General features: G+C 64.5%; 20 protein-coding genes and 1 pseudogene. 13 read left to right on the top strand and 8 right to left on the bottom strand.

Features of this window, described 5'->3' with window-relative positions:
• Positions 1-993, bottom strand: a 993-nt coding sequence (locus tag P8014_RS16285; protein ID WP_337818378.1) for a class I adenylate cyclase, incomplete at its 3' end; no start/stop codon positions are given.
• A 312-nt stretch (positions 994-1,305) separates the two neighbouring features.
• Here P8014_RS16285 and P8014_RS16280 point away from each other — a divergent pair.
• From P8014_RS16280 to P8014_RS16270, 3 genes are all read left to right on the top strand, one after another.
• Positions 1,306-6,198 carry an alpha-2-macroglobulin gene (locus P8014_RS16280; RefSeq protein WP_337818377.1) on the top strand — a complete coding sequence of 1,631 codons (4,893 nt, stop codon included), beginning with the start codon at positions 1,306-1,308 and terminating at the stop codon, positions 6,196-6,198.
• Positions 6,199-6,208: 10 nt separating this feature from the next.
• Complete coding sequence (pbpC, locus tag P8014_RS16275; protein WP_337818376.1) at positions 6,209-8,560, top strand: penicillin-binding protein 1C; 2,352 nt, start codon at positions 6,209-6,211, stop codon at positions 8,558-8,560.
• 172 nt (positions 8,561-8,732) lie between these two features.
• On the top strand, positions 8,733-9,635 hold the full coding sequence (locus P8014_RS16270) for a thermonuclease family protein (RefSeq protein WP_337818375.1): 903 nt from the start codon (positions 8,733-8,735) through the stop codon (positions 9,633-9,635).
• An 88-nt stretch (positions 9,636-9,723) separates the two neighbouring features.
• Here P8014_RS16270 and P8014_RS16265 read toward each other — a convergent pair whose 3' ends face one another.
• From P8014_RS16265 to P8014_RS16255, 3 genes are all read right to left on the bottom strand, one after another.
• Complete coding sequence (locus tag P8014_RS16265; protein ID WP_337818374.1) at positions 9,724-10,065, bottom strand: type II toxin-antitoxin system RelE/ParE family toxin; 342 nt, start codon at positions 10,063-10,065, stop codon at positions 9,724-9,726.
• The gene (locus P8014_RS16260; RefSeq protein ID WP_337818373.1) at positions 10,065-10,340 is read right to left on the bottom strand and encodes a type II toxin-antitoxin system Phd/YefM family antitoxin; all 276 of its coding nucleotides are present in this window, start codon (positions 10,338-10,340) and stop codon (positions 10,065-10,067) included. The genes P8014_RS16265 and P8014_RS16260 overlap by 1 nt, the downstream gene beginning before the upstream one ends.
• A gap of 66 nt (positions 10,341-10,406) precedes the next feature.
• The gene (locus P8014_RS16255) at positions 10,407-11,324 is read right to left on the bottom strand and encodes a LysR family transcriptional regulator (RefSeq protein ID WP_337818372.1); all 918 of its coding nucleotides are present in this window, start codon (positions 11,322-11,324) and stop codon (positions 10,407-10,409) included.
• Between the two features lie 113 nt (positions 11,325-11,437).
• Between P8014_RS16255 and metE the strand changes: the two genes are divergently transcribed.
• Positions 11,438-13,729 (top strand): 5-methyltetrahydropteroyltriglutamate--homocysteine S-methyltransferase, encoded by a 2,292-nt coding sequence (metE, locus tag P8014_RS16250; protein ID WP_337818371.1) that lies wholly within the window; start codon positions 11,438-11,440, stop codon positions 13,727-13,729.
• A 124-nt stretch (positions 13,730-13,853) separates the two neighbouring features.
• Here metE and P8014_RS16245 read toward each other — a convergent pair whose 3' ends face one another.
• Together P8014_RS16245 and P8014_RS16240 are read right to left on the bottom strand one after the other, a co-directional pair.
• Positions 13,854-14,234, bottom strand: coding sequence for a tautomerase family protein (locus P8014_RS16245; protein WP_337818370.1), 381 nt, complete (start codon positions 14,232-14,234; stop codon positions 13,854-13,856).
• Positions 14,235-14,264: 30 nt separating this feature from the next.
• A complete protein-coding gene (locus P8014_RS16240) occupies positions 14,265-14,831 on the bottom strand; it encodes a DUF4865 family protein (RefSeq protein ID WP_337818369.1) in 567 nt (188 codons plus the stop codon).
• A 145-nt stretch (positions 14,832-14,976) separates the two neighbouring features.
• Here P8014_RS16240 and P8014_RS16235 point away from each other — a divergent pair, with 145 nt between their 5' ends.
• On the top strand, positions 14,977-15,990 hold the full coding sequence (locus tag P8014_RS16235) for a LysR substrate-binding domain-containing protein (protein WP_337818368.1): 1,014 nt from the start codon (positions 14,977-14,979) through the stop codon (positions 15,988-15,990).
• Complete coding sequence (locus P8014_RS16230; protein ID WP_337818367.1) at positions 15,927-16,271, top strand: TfoX/Sxy family protein; 345 nt, start codon at positions 15,927-15,929, stop codon at positions 16,269-16,271. Before P8014_RS16235 ends, P8014_RS16230 begins: the two co-directional genes overlap by 64 nt.
• Here the strand turns inward: P8014_RS16230 and P8014_RS16225 are convergent.
• The gene (locus P8014_RS16225) at positions 16,266-17,129 is read right to left on the bottom strand and encodes a LysR family transcriptional regulator (protein WP_337818366.1); all 864 of its coding nucleotides are present in this window, start codon (positions 17,127-17,129) and stop codon (positions 16,266-16,268) included. The two genes, P8014_RS16230 and P8014_RS16225, sit on opposite strands and share 6 nt — an antisense overlap.
• Before the next feature lie 100 nt (positions 17,130-17,229).
• Between P8014_RS16225 and P8014_RS16220 the strand changes: the two genes are divergently transcribed.
• Together P8014_RS16220 and P8014_RS16215 are read left to right on the top strand one after the other, a co-directional pair.
• Positions 17,230-18,648, top strand: coding sequence for an MFS transporter (locus tag P8014_RS16220; protein WP_337818365.1), 1,419 nt, complete (start codon positions 17,230-17,232; stop codon positions 18,646-18,648).
• A gap of 61 nt (positions 18,649-18,709) precedes the next feature.
• Positions 18,710-19,456 (top strand): class I SAM-dependent methyltransferase, encoded by a 747-nt coding sequence (locus P8014_RS16215; protein ID WP_337818364.1) that lies wholly within the window; start codon positions 18,710-18,712, stop codon positions 19,454-19,456.
• Here the strand turns inward: P8014_RS16215 and P8014_RS16210 are convergent.
• Positions 19,453-20,331: a LysR family transcriptional regulator gene (locus P8014_RS16210; protein ID WP_337818363.1), complete on the bottom strand. Its 879-nt coding sequence runs from the start codon at positions 20,329-20,331 to the stop codon at positions 19,453-19,455. The genes P8014_RS16215 and P8014_RS16210 overlap by 4 nt on opposite strands.
• Positions 20,332-20,458: 127 nt before the next feature.
• Here P8014_RS16210 and P8014_RS16205 point away from each other — a divergent pair, with 127 nt between their 5' ends.
• The 5 genes and pseudogenes from P8014_RS16205 to P8014_RS16185 all read left to right on the top strand — a co-directional run.
• Positions 20,459-21,430, top strand: a complete 972-nt coding sequence (locus tag P8014_RS16205) for an NAD(P)H-binding protein (RefSeq protein ID WP_337818362.1) — start codon at positions 20,459-20,461, stop codon at positions 21,428-21,430.
• A gap of 74 nt (positions 21,431-21,504) precedes the next feature.
• Positions 21,505-21,816 (top strand): hypothetical protein, encoded by a 312-nt coding sequence (locus P8014_RS16200; RefSeq protein WP_337818361.1) that lies wholly within the window; start codon positions 21,505-21,507, stop codon positions 21,814-21,816.
• A 111-nt stretch (positions 21,817-21,927) separates the two neighbouring features.
• Entirely contained in the window at positions 21,928-22,320 is a 393-nt protein-coding gene (locus tag P8014_RS16195; protein ID WP_337818360.1) for a MerR family transcriptional regulator, read from the top strand.
• A 4-nt stretch (positions 22,321-22,324) separates the two neighbouring features.
• Positions 22,325-22,741, top strand: coding sequence for a carboxymuconolactone decarboxylase family protein (locus P8014_RS16190; RefSeq protein WP_337818359.1), 417 nt, complete (start codon positions 22,325-22,327; stop codon positions 22,739-22,741).
• 28 nt (positions 22,742-22,769) lie between these two features.
• Positions 22,770-23,066: pseudogene (locus P8014_RS16185) on the top strand (hypothetical protein); the annotation flags it as partial.

The following is a 23,066-nucleotide window of genomic DNA, read 5'->3' as shown; positions in this document are numbered from 1 at the left end:
GCTGATGATCGATTGACTCTTTATTTCTTCATGGCGCATAAAGCTAATGCGCTTCTCCACGGCGGTAAAGAAACGCATAAAATGGGTCAAAACAACTTCCGGGTCGGCGTCCGCATAGTACTGATAAAACAGTGCTCCTTTTTCATCCAGCACAAAAATTTCAGTGCTACCGTTTAATCCCTTGTAATAGAAACACTGCACCACATCCGGTTCGTTACGGCTGTAGATCAAAGGCAGAAAAGTTTCTTTGAGTGAACGTTCATCAAACACCATCCGATGAAACTGCCTGCTGGTATGCCCCAGGTAGTGCATTAATGCATGCTGACTGGTGTGCTCAACGTAGCGCGGCACCTCGTCAGCCATTTCGATCACATAGTGGGAATGACCAACACTCACCACGTACCGGGTATCCGGACCGTACTTAGGGTCGTAAAACAACTTGATGACCTCCTGAAACAGTCCCTTTACTCTCTCTTCCACTGCGCTGCCCAACGCAGCGTCGACAATGTAGACGTGAGGAACCGGTGGCACGATAGCGGAAGAACGAGGGAAGCCCTTTAGGTAATGGCACAGCGTATCCATCACTGCATTGTGACCGGCATAGCGCTGTACCAATGCCTCACGCCAACTGTTCAATAGCAGATGATCCAACGACAACACCAGACTGCCCTGATGGTGGCCATGCCTGAAGGGGTCGGTATGCCCCAACGCCGCAAGATTACGATGCGCCTCGCGCACCAGGCCCGTGCGCACGCTGCGCGTGCCGTCGGCCAGCGTGGTGCGCAAGGCGGCGCGCTGGCCCAGCATGGCCTCCAGCGACAGGCCGGCATCGCTCGACAGCGCGTCGACGGTCCACACGTAACAGGCCGACAGCGCTTCGTGCCCGCTCCAGCGTTCGACCTGCAAGTGCGCCAGCGGGCCGTCGCCCTCCAGGGCATACAGGCGCCTCTCATCGCTGAACGTGGCTAGGGCCGCAGCGGCCGATGTGAACATCTGCGCAGTGTCCACCATACCTCTCCCAAGAAAATCCGATCGCCAGGTAATGGGCCAGATACTAATGAACACGGCAGCACAAAACCATATTTTTTGTGAAGTATTGAGCAATACCCCACTCGCCGGACGCCATACGCCCGAATGAGCCGGGCCAAGGCTTGCGCTCTACCACGCCGTATTTCCATGGAATCCACATGGATTACGGCTTATCCTTGTCCTGGGCTGAAGACGCTGGCAACGCTGCTCCTCCATGGACGGAACTGCCGAACGGCGCATCGACGAACAACATCAATAAATGCAGGGGGCACTGCAATGCCGGGCTATCGCCGCATATTTTCCGTTCTCGTCCTATGGCTGACGGTGCTGACGCTCGGCCTGGGCGGCTGCGACCGTACGCCGTCTCACGACAAGGCCAAGACCCAGAGCGCGGCAGCCGATACCGAGGCGACGGCGAAAGCACCGCCCAACATTCCCTTCAAGGTGCTGGAGATCGGCGAGCGCAGCTTCGACAACGCCCCCGCTCTGGCCGTGCTGTTCTCCCACCCCATAGCCGCCGAACGGCGCTACGACGAGTTCCTCCACGTCAGCGACGCGCTGGGCGCGGTCAAGGGCGCCTGGGTGCTCGGCAAGAACCAGCGCATGCTCTATTTCCCGCATGCCAAGCCGCAGACGCGCTACACCGTCACGGTCGACGCCGGGCTGGACAGCGCCGCCGGCGTGCGCCTGACCAGGTCGCGCAGCAAGACCTTCACCACGCGCAAGATCACCCCCGTGGTGTCCTTCCTCAGCCAGGGGCTGCTGCTGCCTAGAGACCTCAGCGACGGGCTGCCGGTGGTCACCATCAACGTGCCCGAGGTCGACATCGAGTTCTTCCGGCTCAAACCCAGCGCCGTACACCGCTACGGCGACTGGATGAACAACTCCGGAAATTCCAGCTACTACGAACTGCGCCGGCTCCAGGGCATGGCCAAGCTGGTCTACTCCGGGCGCTTCGAACTGAACCCTCCGCCCGATGCCCGCACCGTCAGCCACATCCCGGTGCGCGATATCGCGGCGCTGGGCGAACCGGGCATGTATCTCGCGGTGATGCGCCGCCCGGGGCACTACGACTACCGCTACAAGACGGCCTACTTCTTCGTCAGCGACATCGGCGTGCAGGCCCGGCTGTACAAGGACCGCGCGGTCATCGTCACCGCCTCGCTGAAGACCGGCAAGCCGCTGGCGGACGTGCGCATCAGAGTCCAGGACCGCCACGGCCGCGACGTCGCCAGCGGGCGTACCGACGCCCACGGCGAACTGCGCCTGGACCAGTCCCTGCGCGGAAGCGCCCTGCTCATGGCGCAGCATGGGCGTGACGTCTCCTTCCTGCCACTGCGGGGACCGGCACTGGACATGTCCGCCTTCGATCTGGGCAAGCGCCCCTACCGCAGCCAGGAAATCTTCGCCTACAGCCCACGCGACATCTACCGCTCGGGCGAGACGCTCACAGTCTCCGCGCTGCTGCGCGACCACGATGGGCGCATGCTGCCCGCCCAGCCGCTGCAGGCGCGCCTGATCCGCCCCGACCACCGCGAGGCGCGGCGCTTCACGTGGCAACCCGAGGCGCTGGCGGGTGTGGCCTACTACCAGACCCGCCTGCCGCTGTCCGACAACGCACCCACCGGCCAGTGGCAGCTCGAGCTACGCAGCGACCCGGGCAGCCGCGCACCGGATCACGTGTTCAAGTTCCAGGTGCAGGACTTCGTGCCCGAGCGCATGAAGCTGGCGCTGCAGGCGCCGGACGCACCGCTGCAGTCCGGCGACCCCCTGGTGGTGCAGGTGCAGGCCGACTACCTCTACGGCGCGCCCGCCGCCGGCAACCGTCTGGAAGGCACGCTGCTGGTGCGCAGCGCCGGCGAACTGCTCAAGAACCGCCCCGGCTTCGTGTTCGGCGACACCACCGCCGGCGCGCGCAGCGACCGCTCGAACCTGGCACCCGTCAAGCTGGACGCGAAGGGGCATGCGACGGTCGAGGTACCGCCGCGCTGGCGCGACAGCAGGAACCCGCTGCAGCTGCTCTACACCGCCAGCGTGTTCGAGTCCGGCGGACGGCCGGTGACGCGTTCGATCAGCCGCCAGGTGTGGCCCGCCGACGCGCTGGTGGGCGTACGCCCCCTGACCGGCGGCAAGCGCTACTTCGAAAACGGCCGCGTGCAGTTCGACCTGATCAAGGCCGCCGCCGACGGCAGCCTGCTCGCCGCCAAGGGCCTGCAGGTCAAGCTGATCCGCGAGGACCGCGACTACTACTGGGCCTATTCCGAACAGCAGGGTTGGCACTACGCCTACAGCCAGAGCAACTACCCGGTTTCCGAGCAAAGCGTGGACCTCACCGCCGGCACGCCCGGCAAGATCACGTTCACGCTGGACTACGGCCACTACCTGCTGGCAGTGCTCGACCCCGACACCGGTCTGACCACCCGCACCGAGTTCCGTGTCGGCTGGTGGTCCTGGCAGCAGGGCAGCGGCACCACCCGGCCCGACCAGGTGACCCTGCGCCTGGACAAGCCGGCCTACGACCCCGGCGACACCGCCAAGCTCACGCTGGTACCGCCGCACGACGGCCAGGCGGTGGTGATGGTCGAGGACGGCAACGGCCTGCTGTGGTCCAAACAGTTGCCGGTCAGCGCCAAGGGCAGCAGCGTCGACATCCCGGTGTCCGCCGACTGGAACCGCCACGACCTCTACGTCAGCGCCGTAGTGTTCCGCCCCGGCAGCGCCGCGGACAAGATCACTCCCAACCGCTCGGTGGGCCTGCTTCCGCTGCGCCTTAACCGCGCCGCACGGCACCTGAAGGTCACTCTCGACACGCCCGACGTGGTCGAACCGCTCAAGCCCGTGGACGTGAACCTGAGCGTCGCCGGCGCCGGCAAGGGGCCGGTCTACGTCACCCTCGCGACGGTGGACGTGGGCATCCTCAGCCTGACCGATTTCCTCACCCCCGATCCCTTCGAGGCCTTCTTCGGCCAGCGCCGCTACTCCGTCGACACCTACGACCTGTACGGCAAGGTCATCGAACTGAGCGGCGGCCCCAAGGCGCGCATCCGCTTCGGCGGCGACGCCGACGTGGCCAACGCCGGACAGCGCGCGCGCAGCCGGCTGCAGTTCGTCACGCTGTTCTCGGGTCCGGTCAAGCTCGACGCCGAAGGCCACGCGACCATTCCGCTCGACATGCCGGACTTCAACGGCCGCGTACGCCTCATGGCGGTAGCCTTCAGCGGCAGCCGCTTCGGCAGCGGCGAGCGCGAAATGACCGTGCGCTCGCCGCTGGTCACGCAGCTGTCCATGCCGCGCTTCCTGGCCGGCGGCGACCACTCCGAATTCACCCTCGATCTGGCCAACCTCAGCGGCCGCGCACAGCACCTGACGCTCACGTTGAGCGCCAAGGCGCCGCTCACCCTGAGCGACGGCGAACGCAGCCTCGACCTCGCCGACGGCGAGAAGAAGACGCTGCGCTTCCCGGTCACCGCCGCCGACGCCTTCGCCACCGCCGGCATCACGCTGCGGGTCAAGGGCGACGGCCTGCAGCTCACGCGCCACTGGAAACTCGACGTGCGCCCGGCCTACCCCGGCGAGACGCGCCGCATGAACGCGGTGATCGATCCGCACGGCAGCTTCGCGGTGGACAAGGCGCTGCTCGACGGCCTCTCGCCCGGCACCGTGCAGGCCTACGTGAACATCTCCGCGATCCCGCCGCTGGATCTGGCGAAGAACCTCCACGACCTGCTGCACTATCCCTACGGCTGCCTGGAACAGACCGTCAGCAGCACCTATCCGTGGCTGTTCGCCACCCCGGAAATGGTCAAGCGCTTCAGCCTCAACGCCCTGCGCGCCGCCGACCGCGAGCAGTCCGTGGAGAAGGGCATCCGGCGCCTCGCCGACAAGCAACTGCCCAGCGGCGGCTTCGGCCTGTGGACCAACCACAGCCTCGAGGAGCCCTGGCTCACACCCTACGCGGTGAACTTCCTGCTCGATGCCCGCGACCGCGGCTTCGCCGTGCCCGGCGACATGCTCGGCAAGGCGCTGCGCCGCCTGCAGCAGTACCTGCAGCGCGGCGTCAGCCTGTCGCTGGTCGCGCAGTACCGCCAGCATCGCAGTTACGCGCGTTTCGCCTCCACCGCCTACGCCGCCTACCTGCTCGCGCGGGTCAACCGCGCCCCGCTGGGCACGCTGCGCACGCTCTACGAACGCCGCCACAACGACAGCGATGCCGGCCTGCCGCTGCTGCAGCTCGGCCTCGCGCTGCACCTGGCGGGCGACCGACAGCTCGGCGCCAAGGCCATGAGCGCAGGTCTGGAATTGATCGGCCACAAGCGCGACAGCTACTACTACGGCGACTACGGCTCCACCGTGCGCGACCTCGCGCTGGCCATCCACCTGCTGTACGCGAACCACGTCGAGCTGGCCGGCCGTGACCGCCTGGTGTTCGAGCTGGCCGACGCCCTGCAGCAACGGCGCTGGCTGAGCACGCAGGAGCGCAACGCGCTGTTCATGGCCGGAGTATCCCTGGCCCAGGCCGACGCCGGCTCCAAGTTCACCGGCACCCTCGCCTACGGCGCCCGCACGCAGGCCGTCACCGCCACCCGCCGGCTAGTGCTGCGGCCCGGCATCGCCGAGCTGCAGGCCGGCATGCGCTTCACCTCCGACAGCGACAAACCGCTATACGCGCGCGTCGCCGTCGGCGGCTACCCCGAGCACGCCCCCGCGCCGGTCGACGGACACATGCACATAGTGCGCAGCTACTACACCGCGGACGGCAAACCGCTGAACGGCCGCCCGGTGAAGGTCGGCGAACTGCTGCTGGTCTACGTGCAGATCAGCTCGAACCGCTACGTGCCCGACGCCCTGGTCGAGGACCTGCTGCCGGCCGGTCTGGAGCCCGAAAACCAGGGCTTGGCGCACTCGGTCAAGCTCGATCAGCTGTCGCTGAACGGCACGCCCGTGCGCAAGCTCGACCCCAACCGCGACGTGGTGCACGAGGAATACCGCGACGACCGCTACACCGCCGCGGTGCGCGTCTCGCGTTGGCGCGATACCCGCCTGCTCTATCTCGTGCGGGCCGTCACGCCGGGCACCTACCGCCTGCCCGCACCGCAGGTCGAATCCATGTACCGGCCCGAAAACCGCGCCATCGGCGCCACGCGGGAGACGCTGACGGTGCTGCCGTGACGGTATCGACATGAAGCACGTACGCGCCGCCGGCAAGCGCTGGCGCCGACGCCTGCTCGGCGCCGCGGCCCTACCGGCCGCGCTGTTCGCCGCGTTCCTGCTGCTGGACCGGCTGTTTCCCCTGCCGCTGCCCACGGGCAAGGACTTCGCGGTGGTCGTCACCGCGCGCGACGGCACCCCGCTGCGCGGCTTCGCCGACGCAGACGGCGTGTGGCGTTATCCGGTCACGCCCGCGCAGGTCTCGCCGCGCTACCTGCAGGCCCTGCTCGGCTACGAGGACCGCTGGTTCTGGGAGCACCCCGGCATCAATCCCTTCTCCCTGGCGCGCGCCGCCGCGCAGTGGCTGCGCTACGGCCACGCCGTCTCGGGCGGTTCCACGCTGACCATGCAGGTGGCGCGTATCGTCGCTCCAACCCCGCACACCGTACGCGGCAAGCTGGTGCAGATGTTCCGCGCGCTGCAGTTGGAACGGCATCTGAATAAACGCCAGATCCTCACGCTGTACCTCGACCGCGCGCCCTTCGGCGGCACGCTGCAAGGCGTGCAGGCCGCCAGCTACGCCTACCTCGGCAAATCCGCCGCGCACCTGAGCTACGCCGAGGCTGCGCTGCTCGCCGTGCTGCCGCAGGCGCCCAGCGCGCTGCGCCCCAACCGCCACCCGCAGGCCGCGCGCGCCGCCCGCGACAAGGTTCTCGACCGCCTGCGCGGCTACGGCGTGTGGTCCGCCGCCGAAGTGCGCCGCGCCAAGGCCGAGACCGTCGCCGCCTGGCCGCTGGAGCGGCCCATGCTCGCACCGCTGTTGGCCCGCCGCCTCAAGGACCAGGCGCAGCCCGGCCATGCGCTGCGCACCACCGTCGACGCCGGCCTGCAGGCCCAGCTCGACGCGCTGGTGCGCGACTACGTCCTGCGACTGCCGCCGCGCACCTCCGCCGCCGCTTTGATCGTGGACAACCGCACGCTGGCGGTGCGCGCCTACGTCGGCTCGCCCGAGCTGACCGACGCCAAGCGCTACGGCTACGTCGACATGGTGCGGGCCGTGCGCTCCCCCGGCTCCACGCTCAAACCCTTCCTCTACGGCTTCGCCATCGAGGACGGACTGATCCACTCGGCCAGCCTGCTGCTGGACGCGCCGCAGAACTTCGACGGCTACCGCCCCGGCGACTTCAGCGGCCGCTTCGCCGGTCCGGTCACCGCCACCGCGGCGCTGCAGCGCTCGCTCAACGTTCCGGCGGTCGACCTGCTCGACCGTCTCGGCCCCCTCGACTTCGCCGCGCGCCTGCGCCGCGGCGGGCTGCGGCTCGACTATCCCGGCGGTGCCGGCCCCAACCTGTCGATGATCCTCGGCGGCGTCGGCCTCAGCCTGGAAAACCTCGTCGGCTCCTACACCGCACTGGCCCGCGGCGGGCGCGCCGGCCGACTGCGCTACACGCCGGACGCGCCGCTGCGCGACTACCCCATGCTGCAGCCGGGCGCCGCCTGGATCGTGCGTCGCATGCTCACCATGCCACCACCCTTCGCCGGCGCCGCGGAATCTCCCGACGCCGCCACCGTGGCCTGGAAGACCGGCACCAGCTACGGCTTTCGCGACGCCTGGGCGGTAGGCGTGACCAGCGCCTACACCATCGGCGTCTGGGTCGGCCGCCCCGACGGCACTCCCAGCCCCGGCCAGTACGGTGCCCTCACCGCCGCACCGCTGATGTTCGATGCCTTCGCCCTGCTGCCGCGCGGGCGCGGCGGCCTCCCCCCGCCACCCACCGACGTCGCCCGCGAGGCCATCTGCTGGCCGCTGGGCCAGCCGCCCGCGCCGGGCGCGCCCTACTGCCGGGAACGGCACGAAGCCTGGATCTTCCGCGGCATGACACCGGCCACACTGCCGGACCGCAGCGACGACAAATGGCTCGGCAACCCGGTCACGGTGCGCGTCGACGCGCATACCGGCCTGCGCCTGCCCGCCGGCTGCCGCGTCGGCGCCAAGTCCAGACGCGAAACGATCGCGCTCTGGCCCAAGGCCGCGCAGCCCTGGCTCACCCCGGCGCTGCGCCGGCAAAGCCACCTGCCGGCCCTGGATCCGGCCTGCCGCCGCGACGGCGCGCCCATGCTGACCAGCCTGCACATCCTCGGCCTGCCGGCGAACGGCACGGTCAGCCCTGCCGGAAAAGGCGGGGCGCAACCGACCGTCACATTCTCCGCCGAGGGCGGCAGCGGCCCGATACACTGGCTGGTGGACGGCCGCCAGGTCGCCGTCACGCGCGGCGGCACGGCACATTACACCTTCGCCAAGGCCGGCCGACACCGCATCACTGCGATGGACGAATCCGGCGACTTCGATTCCGTGCAAATTACCGCCACCGGGAAATACTAGGGCCTGTTCACACGATTGTGCGGTGCGTGATTGCGCTCGGTTGGCCGCCAATCAAGGCGCGAGAGCCCGATAACGTTCCAGTCACAATGACGGAGAACAATACCGGTAGCGGCCTGGTCCAGACGATCCACTGACATCGCTCGGATTGAGCAGAAAGCGGGAGGAAAAGCCCATGCCTTATCGAATCCTGAAAGGCACCGTATCAATCGACGGAAAATCGCCGGATGGGGATACGCTCGCCTTTCACGTAAAAGATGCCGAAGACTGGATCTGGCCCAAAACTCAGGATGGCCGATTTCCAAGATTCAACGCCAAGTATCAGGCCAACATACGATTCGAAGCCATCGACGCGCTGGAGCTTCACTATACGGTAAACAACGTTTACCCGATGATCACGGTCAAACAACCACTCGGCCTGGCCAAGCAGGCCAGAGATCGCCTGCTGGAACTCTGCGGCTTCGATTTAAGCCGCGTCACCGAAAACGACCAGTTCCGAATTACGGATCCTGACGATCAGCACAAAGAGGTGACGCTTGCCTACAACGGCATAGACCCCTACGGAAGAATCATCGGCTTTGTGTTCACCGAAGAAATGCCTTTCCATGTAGACGACACGCACCCTACCGTCTACCTCTATCCCGAACATGTCGCCAAATCGGTCAACGCGCAATTGCTCAAGGAGGGCCTTGTCTACCCGACCTATTACGGCGATCTTTATCCCTCGTTGAGAGACGCATTCACCGATATCACCCATCAAGCCAGGCAGCAGTCCATCGGCATCTGGAAGGACAACGCAGCGGAATTCGTTCTTCCCAGAAAACCAGCGCTGGCAGAGATAGAGAACATCGTGATGATGCCCAAACTCTTCCGCAGACTGACGACTCATATTGCGAAGAACGGCGCCATCTCCAATTTCAGAAACGCGCTGAGCGAATCCGATGACGTGACCGTCGACACTCGGGACGTTCGCCTAAGCAATTTCTCTTCGTTCGTACGCACGGAAAAATTAGACGGCGGAAATTACAAGGTGTGGCTAAGCCACGATCCCGAAGAACTCGTTTTCCTGAAAGGTTGAAATGATGATGTCCGAACGGCGTCGTACGACACGCTGATCACATGCGCAAATGCAGGAGCACGGCGAGTCGCCCGTGCAATGATTGAAGCTACGCCCCAAGCAGCCGCCGTGCGAGCACCGTCTGCATGTCGCGCCGCCCATCCACTATCAGATAAATGACGACTCGACCGCCGAGAAGGCGATAGATCACCCGGTAAGGTTTGAACCAGAGTTGGCGGTACTCCTTGATACCCAGTACTGCCAACTCTTTCGGATGGTTGCCGCGCTCGGGAAATCGGGTAAGGCTTTCCACGACATCCGCCAACCGATCCAGCACATAATCGGCCCCGGATTGATCATCGAACTCGGCGACGTAATCGTAGATCGATTCCAGATCACGCTCGGCACCTTCGGTCAGCAAGACCTCGAACCGTGCCTGGGAGCCGGACATCAGTCACCTGCCGTTTTGGCTCGCAACCGGGCTATCGCCTCGTTCGCAGGCCTCAGCCTCCCTTCCGCCACCTCCTGATTTCCCAGCGCCAGTATTTTCAGCAACGCCAGAGTTTCCTGGGTCTCCTCGAACGAGGCCAAATCCTGCAGAACCGCTTTTGCCTCTCCATTCTGGGTGATGACCAAGGGTTCGCGCTGTTCGGCAAGCCGTGCCAGCAGCTCGGATGCATTCGCCTTGAGGTAGCTGATCGGCTTGATTTGAGATGAATAACGCATGACAGCCCTCCCCCGGCAGATACGATGGCCTAAATTTAGTCTTTATAAAGACCACTCGCAATCATCTTAACCAATGCTATCGCTATGCAGCGTATCGCGATGCGCCCGCGCCAGATCGACAAAAGCGCGCAGATAGTCGATTTCCGCATCCGCGACACGCAGCCCGAGAAATATCTGTTTGGCGATTCCATGCCGCCCCAGGCTCACCGGCGCGACATCGAAACGGGCCGCATATTCCTCCACCAGCCAGCGCGGCAGCGCGGCCACGCCACGCCCGCCTGCGGCCATCTGCAGCATGATTTCGGTGGTTTCGATCGGTTTGTGGCGGTGCGGCGCAATGCCGGCCGGCGTGAGGAACTGCGTAAAGACGTCCAGCCGCTCGGGATCGACCGGATAGGTGATCAACGTCTCGCCGGATAGCTGTTCGGGGCGCACGTAGGCCGCGTCGCGCAGAGGGTGGCGCGGACCGACCGCCAGTACGGGTTCATAGTCGAACACCGGCTCGAAATGCAGGCCGGGCTTGTACAGCGGATCGGGCGTCACCAGCAGATCGATCTCGTAGCCGAACAGGGCGCCGATGCCGCCGAACTGGAATTTCTGCTTCACGTCCACATCGACGTCCGGCCACGCGTTCATATAGGGCGAGACGACCTTGAGCAGCCACTGATAGCAGGGATGGCATTCCATACCGATGCGCAGGGTGCCGCGCTCGCCCTGCGCGAACTGCCGCAGACGCTCTTCGGCATGCGCAAGCTGCGGCAGCAGACGATTGGCCACGCCCAGCAGGTATTCACCGGCTTGCGTCGGATGCAGGCTGCGGCCTTCACGGCGCCACACGGCGATGCCGAGTTGCTCCTCGAGCTTGCGCACGGCGTGGCTCAACGCGGATTGAGTGAGGTGCAGCTGCTCGGCCGCGGCGGTCAACGAACCATGCCGGTCGACCGCACGCACGATTTCCAGGTGGGAGCGTTCCAGTTTGGCCATATTCGTCGCCTACACATGAATGAAAATAATCATTTTATGAAATTAAACCATTTTTATTCATATGCAAACCCAGCCTAGGATGAACGCACTCCATTCATTCCAAGGCACGAACCATGGCAGTCACGCACAATCTGGGCTTTCCGCGCATCGGGGCCAAACGCGAATTGAAGTTCGCCCTCGAGGCTTACTGGAAGGGCCAGACCTCCCGCGAAACATTGCAGACCCTGGGCGCCGACTTGCGCCGCCGCCACTGGCAGGACCAGGACGCGCTCGACATGAGCCCGGTCGGAGATTTCAGCTTCTACGACCAGATGCTCGACATGAGCTTCACGCTGGGCAACCTGCCGGAGCGCGTGCGTGATTTCCGCGGCGACGCCCTGGACAACTACTTCCGCCTCGCCCGCGGCCGCTCCGCACCGGACGTCGACGAGCAGAACGGCGCTGCGGGCGTGGCGGCCGGCGAGATGACCAAGTGGTTCGATACCAACTACCACTACATCGTCCCCGAATTCACCGCCGCCACCACGTTCGCGCTGGACGCCTCGCGCCTGCTGGAGCAACTGGCCGAGGCCAGGGAGATGGGCGTGCGGGCGAAGCCGGTCGTGATCGGCCCGCTGACCTACCTCGCCCTCGGCAAGGCCAAGGACGACTCGGACAAGCTCGAACTGCTGCCGCGGCTGTTGCCGGTCTATGCGCAACTCCTCGACACACTTGCCGCCGAAGGCGTCGAATGGGTGCAGATCGACGAACCCATTCTGGTCACCGAACTCGAAACGGACTGGCATCACGCCTTCAACATCGTCTACCACGAACTCAAGAGCTGCCGCGTCAAACTTCTGCTGGCCACCTACTTCGGCCAGCTCCTGGAGAACGCCTATCTGGCAGCCAACCTGCCGGTCGCCGGGCTGCACGTCGACGCGATCAACGGCCGCGGCGACATCACCCCCGTATTGAACCTGCTGCCCACGCACAAGGTGCTGTCGCTGGGCGTGGTCAACGGCCGCAACATCTGGAAAACCGACCTGAACGCCACACTGGACTGGCTGGAGCCGCTGCATGAACGCCTCGGCGAACACCTGTGGCTGGCGCCTTCCTGCTCGCTGTTGCACGTGCCGGTAGACCTGGATAGCGAAAGCAAGCTCGACGGCGAGATCAGGTCCTGGCTCGCCTTTGCCCGCCAGAAGCTCGACGAACTGCAGGTGCTGGCTGCCGCGCTCAACGGTGGGCGCGACGCGGTCAGGACCGAACTGGATGCCAACCGCGCCGCCGTAGAAGCGCGTCGCAATTCGCCGCGCGTGCACAATCCGGCCGTCAAGGCGGCCCTGGCTGGAATCGACGCCGCATTCGGCCAACGTCAAAGCCCCTTTACCGAACGTGCGGCAAAACAGGCCGCGCGCCTGCAACTGCCGCGCTTCCCCACCACCACCATCGGCTCCTTCCCGCAGACCGCCGAGATTCGCCAGGTGCGGCGTCGTTTCAAGACCGGCGAGATCGACGAAGCCACCTACGAGACCGCCATGCGCGCCGAGATCACGCGCTGCGTGCGCGAGCAAGAAGCGCTGGGGCTGGACGTGCTCGTACACGGCGAGGCCGAACGCAACGACATGGTCGAGTACTTCGGCGAACAACTCGACGGCTACGCCTTCAGCCAGTTCGGCTGGGTGCAGAGCTACGGTTCGCGCTGCGTGAAACCGCCCATCCTGTTCGGCGACATCAGCCGCCCGCGGCCGATGACGGTCGAGTGGATCACCTACGCCCAATCGCTGACCGACAAGCCTATGAAAGGCATGCTCACCGGCCCGGTCACCATCCTCAACTGGTCATTCGTGCGCGACGACCAGCCGCGCTCGGAGTCCTGCAAGCAACTCGCCCTGGCGATCCGTGCGGAAGTGCTGGACCTGGAAACGGCCGGCGTGCGCATCATCCAGATCGACGAGGCCGCGCTGCGCGAGGGGCTGCCGCTGCGCCAGTCGCAATGGCGCGACTATCTGGACTGGGCGGTCGAATCGTTCCGCATCGCCGCCAACGGCGTGGCGGACGAAACCCAGATTCACACCCATATGTGCTACTCGGAGTTCAACGACATCATCGCCTCGATCGCCTCAATGGACGCCGACGTCATCACCATCGAGACCTCGCGTTCGGACATGGAACTGCTCGATGCCTTCGACGACTTCAACTACCCGAACGAAATCGGCCCCGGCGTGTACGACATCCATTCGCCCAACATCCCGGGCGAGCGGCACATGGTCGAGCTGATGCGCAAAGCCGCCGAGCGCATCCCCGCCGAGCGCCTCTGGGTCAATCCGGACTGCGGCCTCAAGACCCGGCAGTGGGAGGAGGTAATTCCGGCTCTGACTCATATGGTCGAAACGGCGAAGATCCTGCGTACCGAGGTCGCCTGACCGGAACCGCCGTTCGAGCGGCCATCCGGACCGCGCCGGAGTACCGCCAAGGTGCTCCGGCGCAATCTGACAACACTACTCGGGCTGCTACAGCCAACCGCCTCACTCCATCTCGCGGCCGTGATCAGGCGTGAATCAGACGACCGCCGGCGAACGACCAATTCTCCCAGCGCGTTTCCTGAAAGCAGATCATCACGTTCTCCGGATCGAAGCCCTGACCGGCAAGCGTGTCGACGATACCGTCCACGATCTGCCGCTTGACCTTCACGCTGCGCCCGACGGAAAGCTGGATTTCGATGAGGACGAAGTCGTCGGTTCTACGCGTGCGCACGTCGGGATATTGCGTATCGAACCGAAAATCCTCCTCCGCGAGTTCCAGCACGCGCTGGAAGCGGTCCGTCTCGGGCACACCGGATGCGACCAGCGCTTCGTGCACGGCTCGCAGGACGGCGTCCTTGAACGCAGCCGGTTTCGGTTTGCGCACGGTGATGGTGACGAAAGGCATGCTTTCTTCTCCTCGGTTAGCTGAACGTGATCAACGAACGGGGGCCGAGACATGACCCACGGCATACAGCTGAATGTCCGCCCCTTCCGGAACGTCGGGTACTCCATCCCACAGCCGGAAACGCACCAGTGTCCACGCTGCCGGATCGAACGCGCTGACCGCAGCGAGCGCGCCGGCTTCGAAATGCTCCAGCGCCAACGCGCATTCGCGCTCGCGCAATTCACCGAGGGCTGCATAGGCGGGGATATGCAGCAGTTCCCGGGTCGCCACCGACGCCCGCGCCAGTCCGGGTGAGAGCTTGGCCTGCCAGACTGCCCAGGTACTCACGCTCGGCCAACCGAAAGCCTGCACGAGGCCGGCGAATCCGTTGCCGCACAGAAAATCGCTCATTCCGCCGCTGCCGCCCCACAGATAGAACGGTGCATAGAGGTTCGCGCGCGACGGCAACGCCGCCGCATTCTTTTCAGCGCTCAGATAGGCCTTGAACACGAGATGAGGGAAGTCGTCGAGCAATGGCCCGTTTTCGGCGATACGGCGCCGGATGACGCCCATGTCGTAATCCGCGGGAAGAACGAAACCGTATTGCATCGCGAGCATTGCTGAATCCTTTACTGCCCCTTGATTGACACCCCGCTTCGCGGTGTCGCGCCTGCGGCATGGACTACGGCAACCTTAGCCCTTTACCATGCTTCCGAATATCGGAAACTTTCAAACATAAAATCCCAAAAAATGGGACATTAAAATGCGCCGTGTAAATTTCGACATGGACGTGCTGCGTACCTTCGTCACCGGCATCGAACTCGGCAGCTTCGCCAAGGCCGCCAAGCGGCTCGGGCGCTCGACCTCCGCCGTCAGCGCGCAACTCAAGAAGCTGGAAGACCAGGCCGGCACGCCCGTTCTGCGCCGCAGCGGACGCGGCATGGAGCCCACCCCCGCCGGCGAGACCCTGCTTAGCTATGCACGCCGCCTGCTCGCGCTCAACGACGAGGCGGCCACGGCCATGCACGACGCCGATCTGGAAGGCTGGATACGCCTCGGCATGCAGGAGGATTTCGGCGAGGCGATGCTGACGGACACGCTGGGACGCTTCGCCCGCGCGCATCCCCGGGTGCGCATAGAAACCCGCATCACCCGCAACAACGAACTGCTCGAACTGGTTGCCCGAGGGCAGCTCGATCTCGCCCTCACCTGGGATTGGGATGCCGCCACCGCAACACCCCACTCCAAGGTCGTGGCCGAACTGCCTCTGCGCTGGATCGGCCCTGCCGATGACACTGCGTACGCAAAACCGGAGGCAGAGCAGACGCTGCCGCTGGTCATGTTGTCCACGACCCCCTGCGTGATGCGCCAGGCGGCCACAGCAGCGCTCGACCACGCCGGGATACCCTGGCGTGTGGCCTTCACCAGCTCCAGCCTGAGCGGCATCTGGGCCGCCATCGCCGCAGGGCTGGGCCTAAGCGTAAGAACCTCACTGGGACTGCCGACTCACGTACGCCCGCTCACCCTCGGAGAATTCGGCCTGCCGAACCTGCCTCGCATCGGTCTGAGGCTGCACCGAACCGAAGCCAGTCCGTCTCCTGCCGCGCAACGACTGGAAACCATCGTCCTCGAAGCCTTACGTGAAGTTCTACATACTGTCGAGTCAACCCAGCACCCGGCCCTCAGGCCGCCCCAATCCAGCCAGGAAAATACATGGCCACTGAACGAAGCTTCGTCCAGTATGTTGCCGAACAGGCCGACCTCGGCCCGCGACTGACGTATCGAAAGATGTTCGGGGAATACGCACTGTACCTGGACGACAAGGTCGTCGCCTTCGCCTGCGACAACAGCTTGTTCATCAAGCCCACGCAGGCGGTGCAAGGCGACTATCCGGACTTCCCGATCCGCCCGCCGTACCCGGGCGGTAAGCCGCATCCGGTCATCGACGAACTGCTCGACGAGCCGGACAGGCTGACGCGACTCATTATCGAGACAGCGGCGCAGCTGCCGAAACCCAAGCCGAAAAAACCGAAAGTTCGAAAAACCTCCACCTCATGAGATACGCGCATCCGCGGCACTGAAAATCTCGATCACGAAATCCATGACTGCGCGGACGGACTGCGAACGCTTCAGGTCCTGATGCACGATAAGCCACAGCTCGCGCCCGAAAGATTCGCCGTCGTGGGGCAAACGCAGTAGCTGTTCGTCGGCCTCACCAAGAAAACTCGGCAGACCGGCAACGCCGACGCCCGCACGCGCAGCGGCATGCTGGCCGGTGATGTCCCCAACTTCGCAGACGATGTTCCGACTTCCCGCAAGCCGCCGCAGCCAGCGTTGCTGCGGCATATCCTCATACTGCGGACCATAGACGATGAACTCCCAGGCCACGGGCTTGTGCAAATGAACGTAGTCGCGGCTTGCGTACAGGGCGAACCCCATCGTTCCCAGCTTGCGCACTACATTGCTCTGCTCTTGCGGCCGTTCCATGCGCACGGCCACATCCGCTTCCCGCCGGCTCAGCGAAACGTTCTGGGCCTCTGCCGACAACGACAGTCGTATTCCAGGGTAGCGCTCGCAGAATATCCCCAGACGCTGGGCGAGGAAATTGTCCACCAACACGGGCGCGGCACTGAGCGTCACCGTTCCGGTAAGCGGTGCTCGCCTGGCATGCACCGCGCGCTCTATGGCGAAGGCATGCCCTTCAATGCCCAGGGCATGCTCGTACACCTGCACACCCATCTCGGTCAGCCGGCAACTGCGCGGCAGACGCTCCACCAGGCGTACCTGTAAGCGCTCCTCCAACGCCGCCACGCGGCGGCTGACCGTCGCATGGTTCACCCGTAGAGCGCGCGCAGCCCCAGACAGACTGCCGGTTTGCGCTAGGGCGAGGAAATAGCGGAGATCTTCCCAATCCATAATCTGTGCGTTTTCTATCAAATATTCTGCGTATTTAGATAATTCACGCACATTAGCTCATTGCATAGCATCGGACAAAACCCTCTGTCCGGAGATTCCGATGACGACCCCATCTGCCAGCCCACGCATACAACGACTCACCCTGATCGCCTCCGGTCTAGGCTTTGTGGTCGTGCTTCTCGACGTCAGCGTCGTCAATGTCGCACTACATGCCTTGCACGAAGACCTGAACACCGGCGTGACGGGACTGCAGTGGATCGTCAACGCCTACAACCTGATGTTTGCGGCACTGCTGTTGAGCGCCGGTGCGCTGGGGGATCGCTTGGGCGCCAAACGCGTCTTCGTCAGCGGCTTCGCGATTTTTACCATAGCGTCCCTAGCCTGCGGACTGGCTCACGGACTGCCCTTCCTGATCGCTGCGCGCTTCCTCCAGGGACTCGGCGCAGCGCTGCTGGTCCCGAATTCCCTGTCGCTCCTACGTCAAGTGTTCACGGACACCACGGCCCGAAGCCATGCCGTCGGATGGTGGAGTGCCGCCGGAGGCATCGCCCTCGCTGCGGGGCCCGTGCTGGGCGGGCTGCTGATCGCCCATTTCGGCTGGCGCAGCGTGTTTCTGATCAATCTGCCCATAGGGTTGCTGGGCATTGCACTGACCCTACACTACGCGCCCGTCTCACCGCGCCGGTCCTCCGAACATCTTGACGCTGGCGGTCAGATCGCGGCCATTGTCGCCCTCGTCAGCCTGACCACCGCCCTATCTGAAATAGGCCGTCTGGGCTTATGGAATGCGTGGACCGCGGGAGGTCTGATCCTGTTCCTAGCCGCAACGACCGCATTCATAAAACTGGAAGCGTGCAGTCCCGAGCCCATGCTCCCGGTCGAACTGTTCCGCAGTTCCATCTTCTCGGTTGCGAACATCGTGGGCATCATCCTCAACTTCGCCTACTACGGGCTGATCTTCGTCTTCAGCCTCTATTTCCAGGCGATTCTGCATTTCTCACCGCTGCAGACCGGCCTCGCGTTCCTGCCCATGACGGGAGTCCTCATGGCGATGAACGTCGCCGCAGGCCGCCTCATCGCCCGTATGGGCGCAAAACGGCTGATGATTGTAGGCTTGGCGATGGCGGCGGCGGGCTATGGCTGGCTGATGCCGCTCGAAGCAGACCAAGCATATGTGACGCTTGTGATCCCCATGCTGCTGGCTGCGGCCGGCGTCGCCCTGGTCGTTCCGACCATGACCAACGTCATCCTGTCCGCCGTCGATGCGCCGCGCGCCGGGATCGCATCCGGGGCACTCAATTCGGCCCGGCAGATCGGCGGTGTCCTGGGTGTGGCGAGCTGCGGTTTGCTTATAGACAATCTGAATCCCGCCGCATTCATGCGTGGCATGCACGAATCACTGACCATCTCCGTCGTACTTCTTATAATCGGGATCAGCCTATGTCAGCGATACCTGCCTTCCCCGGAACAAGCCGCCCACAATTCGCCTGAGGAAACGGAAGCGTCCGACGAAACCTGACGACCAACCGGCAGCGTAGCCAGCCTCTTGTGCCTCGATTCACGAAACAACCATACGGTTCATGGCCATGAAACAAAACGTCTACGACGATCCAGAGTTCTTCGCCGGCTACAAGGCGCTGCGCGACAACGACAGCGGCCTGAACGGCACACTCGAAGAACCTGCCGTGCTCGGCCTGCTGCCGGACCTGGAAGGCAGCAGCGTGCTCGACCTCGGCAGCGGCTTCGGCGACTTCTGCCGCCTGGCGCGCAGCCGCGGTGCAGCCTCGGTATGCGGCGTGGAGATTTCGCGGCGCATGCTGGAAACCGCACGCGAACGCACCGACGACGCCGGTATCGAGTACGTGCACGCCGCCATCGAGGACTTCGACATCCCACCCTCGAGCTACGATCTGGTGGTGAGCCGCATGGCGCTGCACTACGTGCGCGACTACGCGGCAATCGTGCGTACGGTGAACGCCGGTCTCCGCCCGGGCGGACGTTTTGTCTTTTCCGTGGAACACCCCATCTGCACGGCGCTATGCCGCAGTTGGCACGAAGACGCCCAGGGCGACGCGCTGTTCTGGCCGGTCGACGACTACGGCCGCGAGGACGAGCGCCTCCAGCGCTGGTTCGTGGACGGCGTCGTCAAATACCACCGCACGGTGCAGACCTACGTGAACGCCCTGCTCGACGCCGGCCTGATTCTGACGCGCCTGCTGGAGCCGCAGGCGGAGCCGGAATGGATAGAACGGCGTCCCGACCTGCAAACCACCGTTCGGCGCCCGCCCATCCTGGTCATCGCCGCCGACAAGACGACAGACGGCTAGTCAACGAACGGGCTACCCTCCGCGCAGATCACTTCGATGACGAAGTCCATGACCGCACGAACGGGAGCCGCACGCGTCAGATCACGATGCACCACCAGCCACAGTTCTTCGTTGAAGGCGAAGGGGGCATCCGTAACGGGCAAACGCTGTAGCTTTTCCTCGGCGTCTCCCAGGAAGCACGGCAGACTGGCCACGCCGGCACCCGCCCTTGCGGCCACGAGCTGGCCTATCGAACTGGTGACCTCGCAAGCAATGCCGCGCCCCGCGGTCGCCTTTTGCATCCAATCGCCGTGTGGGAACGACTCGACGACGCTCGCGTCGTAGACGATGAACTCCCACCCCTCGGGATCATGCAGTCTCGGGTAGTCCCGGCTCGCGTACAGGGCGAACTCCACCCGCCCCAGCTTGCGGGCAACACTACGTAGTTCTGCCGGACGGCTCATGCGCAAGGCTAGGTCCGCCTCGCGCCGCCCCAGAGAAACCAGCTGCCTTTGTGCCGCCAGCGACAGGCAGATCTGCGGATAACGCGCCCTGAAGTCGCCCAGTCTCTCGGCCAGCACCCCCTCCACCAGCATCGGGCTGGCACTGAGCGTAACCCTGCCGCTGAGTTCGGCCTGTTCGCCGCGCGCTGCGCGTTCGATGGCGAACGCCTGATCTTCCATCTGCGTCGCGAATTCGAGCACGCGCTCGCCCATGACGGTCAAGCGGCAGGAACGAGGCAAGCGCTCCACCAACCTGATCTGCAAACGGTCCTCCAGGACCGCCAGCCGACGACTGACCGTCGCATGGTCCACCTTCAAGGCGCGGGCGGCGCCGGACAGGCTGCCGGACTGGGCGACGGCGACGAAATGCCTGAGGTCTTCCCAATTGGTCATCTGTGCATTTTCTCACATACCACTTGGATATTTTTGGAATTTACGCATATTACCGCACTCCCTAGCATCTAACCAGAGCGTGGAGGCACATCTCGCCGCCAGCGCAATCACCCCAGGAGATAACGCCATGAAAAGCGCACTGGTTATCGGAATTGCGGATGGGTTCGGTCTGCACACGGCTACGGCCCTGCTGGCAACGGGCTGGCGTGTAAGAGCCCTGATGCGCGAACCGGACGCGCTGCCGGCGTGCCTGCGTGGCATCGATGTCTGCGCCGGCAGCTCCGCCAGCATCGACGATGTCCGCCACGCGGCGGCCGGCGTGGACGTCATCGTGTTCGGAGCCAATCCGCCTCATCCGCGCTGGCACGCGCAGGCTGTGCCGGCCCTGGATACCGCCGCGGCAGTCGCCGAAACCCTGGGCCTGACGCTTGTCTTTCCGGCGAACCAGCAGGTCTACGACCCGGAGGACGGCAGCGTCTTCGATGAAAGCGCACGCCTGCACCCGGTCAGCCGCAACGGCTCCATCCAGCAGCGCATGGAAAGCCGCCTGAGGCTGGCGAGCCGGCGCGGCGCGCGTGTCATCGTACTGCGCACCGGCGATTTCATCGGTGCCCACAGCGGCAGCGGCTGGAGCGAGGCGTTGATCCGACCGGTACTCCGCGGCTACCGCCTGCTGCATCCCGGCCCGGCCGTGCACATCCACACCTGGGCCAACCTGCCGGACGTCGCACGCACGGCAAGCTGCCTGCTGGCGCGCAGGGATGAGCTGCCCGACTTTGCGGAATTCCAGTTCTCCGGCTATCGCATCAGTTTCTGGCAATTGGCCGAAGCGGTGTCCCAGGCCAGCGGCAAGGCGGTCGAACTGCGTCCATTCCCCAAGAGGCGTCTGAATCCGTTATCGGCCCGAATACCGCTGGCTCGGGAGTTGAAGGAAATGGGTTATCTTTGGGAGTACGAGATCCATTTGAAAGACGACCGTCTGCGAGCGACACTGAACCAAGTGCCGCACACCCCCCTGCCGGAGGCACTGACCGTCGCCGGACTGGTCGCCGGCACAGGCGAGCGGAACCTGCACTGGTCATACGTTCAGACTGCGTAGACCGGACCTTACCCATGTGCGTCTCCCGCGCATGGGCAAGGCATCGCTCAACCGTCCAGGCACAAGGGCATTTCATGATCGCCAGGGAATGGAAGGCACGCTGTCCGCAGCGGCACAAGGCGGGATTCACCGAGCATTTGCGCCGCACCGGCGTACACGACGCCACGGCGACGCCCGGATTCCTGGGCGCACAGATTCTCGTTCGCGACATCGGTGATGAAGTGGAATTCACGCTCATCACCTACTGGGAATCGCTGGTCGCCATCACGGCCTTCGCCGGTGCCGACATCGGCGTCGCGAGGCTGTATCCTGGCGACGAGGCCTATGCACTGGAGCCGGACGATTTCGTGCTGCACTACGAAGTAGTGGAGAATTTCACACCGTAGCGCGCTACGGCGCGAATGACTGCAAGCCCCCCAAACACCGCTGCAACCATCTTCCGCCGGCGGCCGATACCTCTTGACCTTGAGCGCACTCTAACTTTTAGGATCGCTTGCGTGGCCAACAAATTTCTCTCCATCGGCGAGCTTTCCCGGCAGAGCGGACTCAGCGCATACACGCTGCGCTACTACGAGTCCGCGGGCATTCTCAAGCCCGTCGGGCGTACGCCCAGCGGACACCGACGGTATCACCGCGAGGATGTAATCTGGCTGGATTTCGTACTGCGGCTCAAGCGCACCGGCATGCCGCTCGCCGAGATCAAGCGCTACGCCCGGCTGCGCGCGCAGGGAGAGGAAACGACACGGGAACGGTTCGCGCTGCTCGAGCTCCATCGCGAACGCCTGGCCGCGCAAATAGCCGAGCTCCAGGAAAGCGCCGACGCGCTCGACGAGAAGCTGCAGACGTATCGCGACATGCTCGCCGCGGCGACGGTGCCCGAAGACAGGTGACCTCATGAATCAATCCATCGCTCCCAACAGGGAGAACGAACGCTTCCAGCGAGGCTGGGACAAACTGCGCGAGATCGACGGCGAGGCCGGAGAGCGCGTCGTCGAAGCGCTTGCCGACATCGCCCCGGATTTCGCCCGCTACCTGATCGAGTTCCCCTTCGGCGACATCTACTCGCGCCCGCAACTCGACCTCAAGTCGCGCGAGATCGCCGTGGTCGCGGCGCTCACCGCCCTGGGCAACGCCGCGCCACAGCTCAAGGTCCACATCCACGGCGCCCTGAACGTCGGCTGCAGCCGCGAGGAAGTCATCGAAGTCGTCATGCAGATGGCGGTCTACGCCGGCTTTCCCGCCGCGCTCAACGGCCTGTTCGCGGCCCGGGAGGTATTCGCCGAACGCGATGCCGCCGAAGCGGTCGAATGAGCGTCATCAAGAGAGGAATCCGACCACCATGCAGCCCCCCATCACCATAGGCCTGGTTGGCGACTACAACCCGGACGTACCCGCGCACCGCGCCATCCCGCACGCCCTGGCGCGCGCCTCCGACGAACTCGGCCTCGGCATCGGCTTCCAGTGGGTGCCCAGCGAAGAAATCTCGAGCGTGGCACGCATAGCGGACTTCGACGGCTTGTGGGGCATCCCGGCCAGCCCCTACCGCAACATGGATGGCGTGCTGCTCGCCATCCGGCATGCGCGCGAAAGCGGCATCCCGTATCTGGGCACCTGCGGCGGCTGCCAGCATGCCATT

The organism is Acidihalobacter sp., from assembly GCF_037381185.1.
Taxonomy (GTDB): domain Bacteria; phylum Pseudomonadota; class Gammaproteobacteria; order DSM-5130; family Acidihalobacteraceae; genus Acidihalobacter_A.
Note: the sequence above shows the minus strand (reverse complement) of the source record. Positions and strands in the feature narration are given on the sequence as shown.

Excerpts from the sequence above, each read along its gene's own strand:
- P8014_RS16200 (WP_337818361.1), top strand. The coding sequence starts at position 21,505 with ATGATCGCCAGGGAATGGAAGGCACGCTGTCCGCAGCGGCACAAGGCG.
- P8014_RS16255 (WP_337818372.1), bottom strand. The coding sequence starts at position 11,324 with ATGGCCAAACTGGAACGCTCCCACCTGGAAATCGTGCGTGCGGTCGAC.
- pbpC (WP_337818376.1), top strand. The coding sequence starts at position 6,209 with ATGAAGCACGTACGCGCCGCCGGCAAGCGCTGGCGCCGACGCCTGCTC.
- P8014_RS16280 (WP_337818377.1), top strand. The coding sequence starts at position 1,306 with ATGCCGGGCTATCGCCGCATATTTTCCGTTCTCGTCCTATGGCTGACG.
- P8014_RS16190 (WP_337818359.1), top strand. The coding sequence starts at position 22,325 with ATGAATCAATCCATCGCTCCCAACAGGGAGAACGAACGCTTCCAGCGA.
- metE (WP_337818371.1), top strand. The coding sequence starts at position 11,438 with ATGGCAGTCACGCACAATCTGGGCTTTCCGCGCATCGGGGCCAAACGC.
- P8014_RS16240 (WP_337818369.1), bottom strand. The coding sequence starts at position 14,831 with ATGCTCGCGATGCAATACGGTTTCGTTCTTCCCGCGGATTACGACATG.
- P8014_RS16225 (WP_337818366.1), bottom strand. The coding sequence starts at position 17,129 with ATGGATTGGGAAGATCTCCGCTATTTCCTCGCCCTAGCGCAAACCGGC.
- P8014_RS16245 (WP_337818370.1), bottom strand. The coding sequence starts at position 14,234 with ATGCCTTTCGTCACCATCACCGTGCGCAAACCGAAACCGGCTGCGTTC.
- P8014_RS16265 (WP_337818374.1), bottom strand. The coding sequence starts at position 10,065 with ATGTCCGGCTCCCAGGCACGGTTCGAGGTCTTGCTGACCGAAGGTGCC.
- P8014_RS16230 (WP_337818367.1), top strand. The coding sequence starts at position 15,927 with ATGGCCACTGAACGAAGCTTCGTCCAGTATGTTGCCGAACAGGCCGAC.
- P8014_RS16215 (WP_337818364.1), top strand. The coding sequence starts at position 18,710 with ATGGCCATGAAACAAAACGTCTACGACGATCCAGAGTTCTTCGCCGGC.
- P8014_RS16205 (WP_337818362.1), top strand. The coding sequence starts at position 20,459 with ATGAAAAGCGCACTGGTTATCGGAATTGCGGATGGGTTCGGTCTGCAC.
- P8014_RS16235 (WP_337818368.1), top strand. The coding sequence starts at position 14,977 with ATGCGCCGTGTAAATTTCGACATGGACGTGCTGCGTACCTTCGTCACC.
- P8014_RS16210 (WP_337818363.1), bottom strand. The coding sequence starts at position 20,331 with ATGACCAATTGGGAAGACCTCAGGCATTTCGTCGCCGTCGCCCAGTCC.
- P8014_RS16270 (WP_337818375.1), top strand. The coding sequence starts at position 8,733 with ATGCCTTATCGAATCCTGAAAGGCACCGTATCAATCGACGGAAAATCG.
- P8014_RS16220 (WP_337818365.1), top strand. The coding sequence starts at position 17,230 with ATGACGACCCCATCTGCCAGCCCACGCATACAACGACTCACCCTGATC.
- P8014_RS16260 (WP_337818373.1), bottom strand. The coding sequence starts at position 10,340 with ATGCGTTATTCATCTCAAATCAAGCCGATCAGCTACCTCAAGGCGAAT.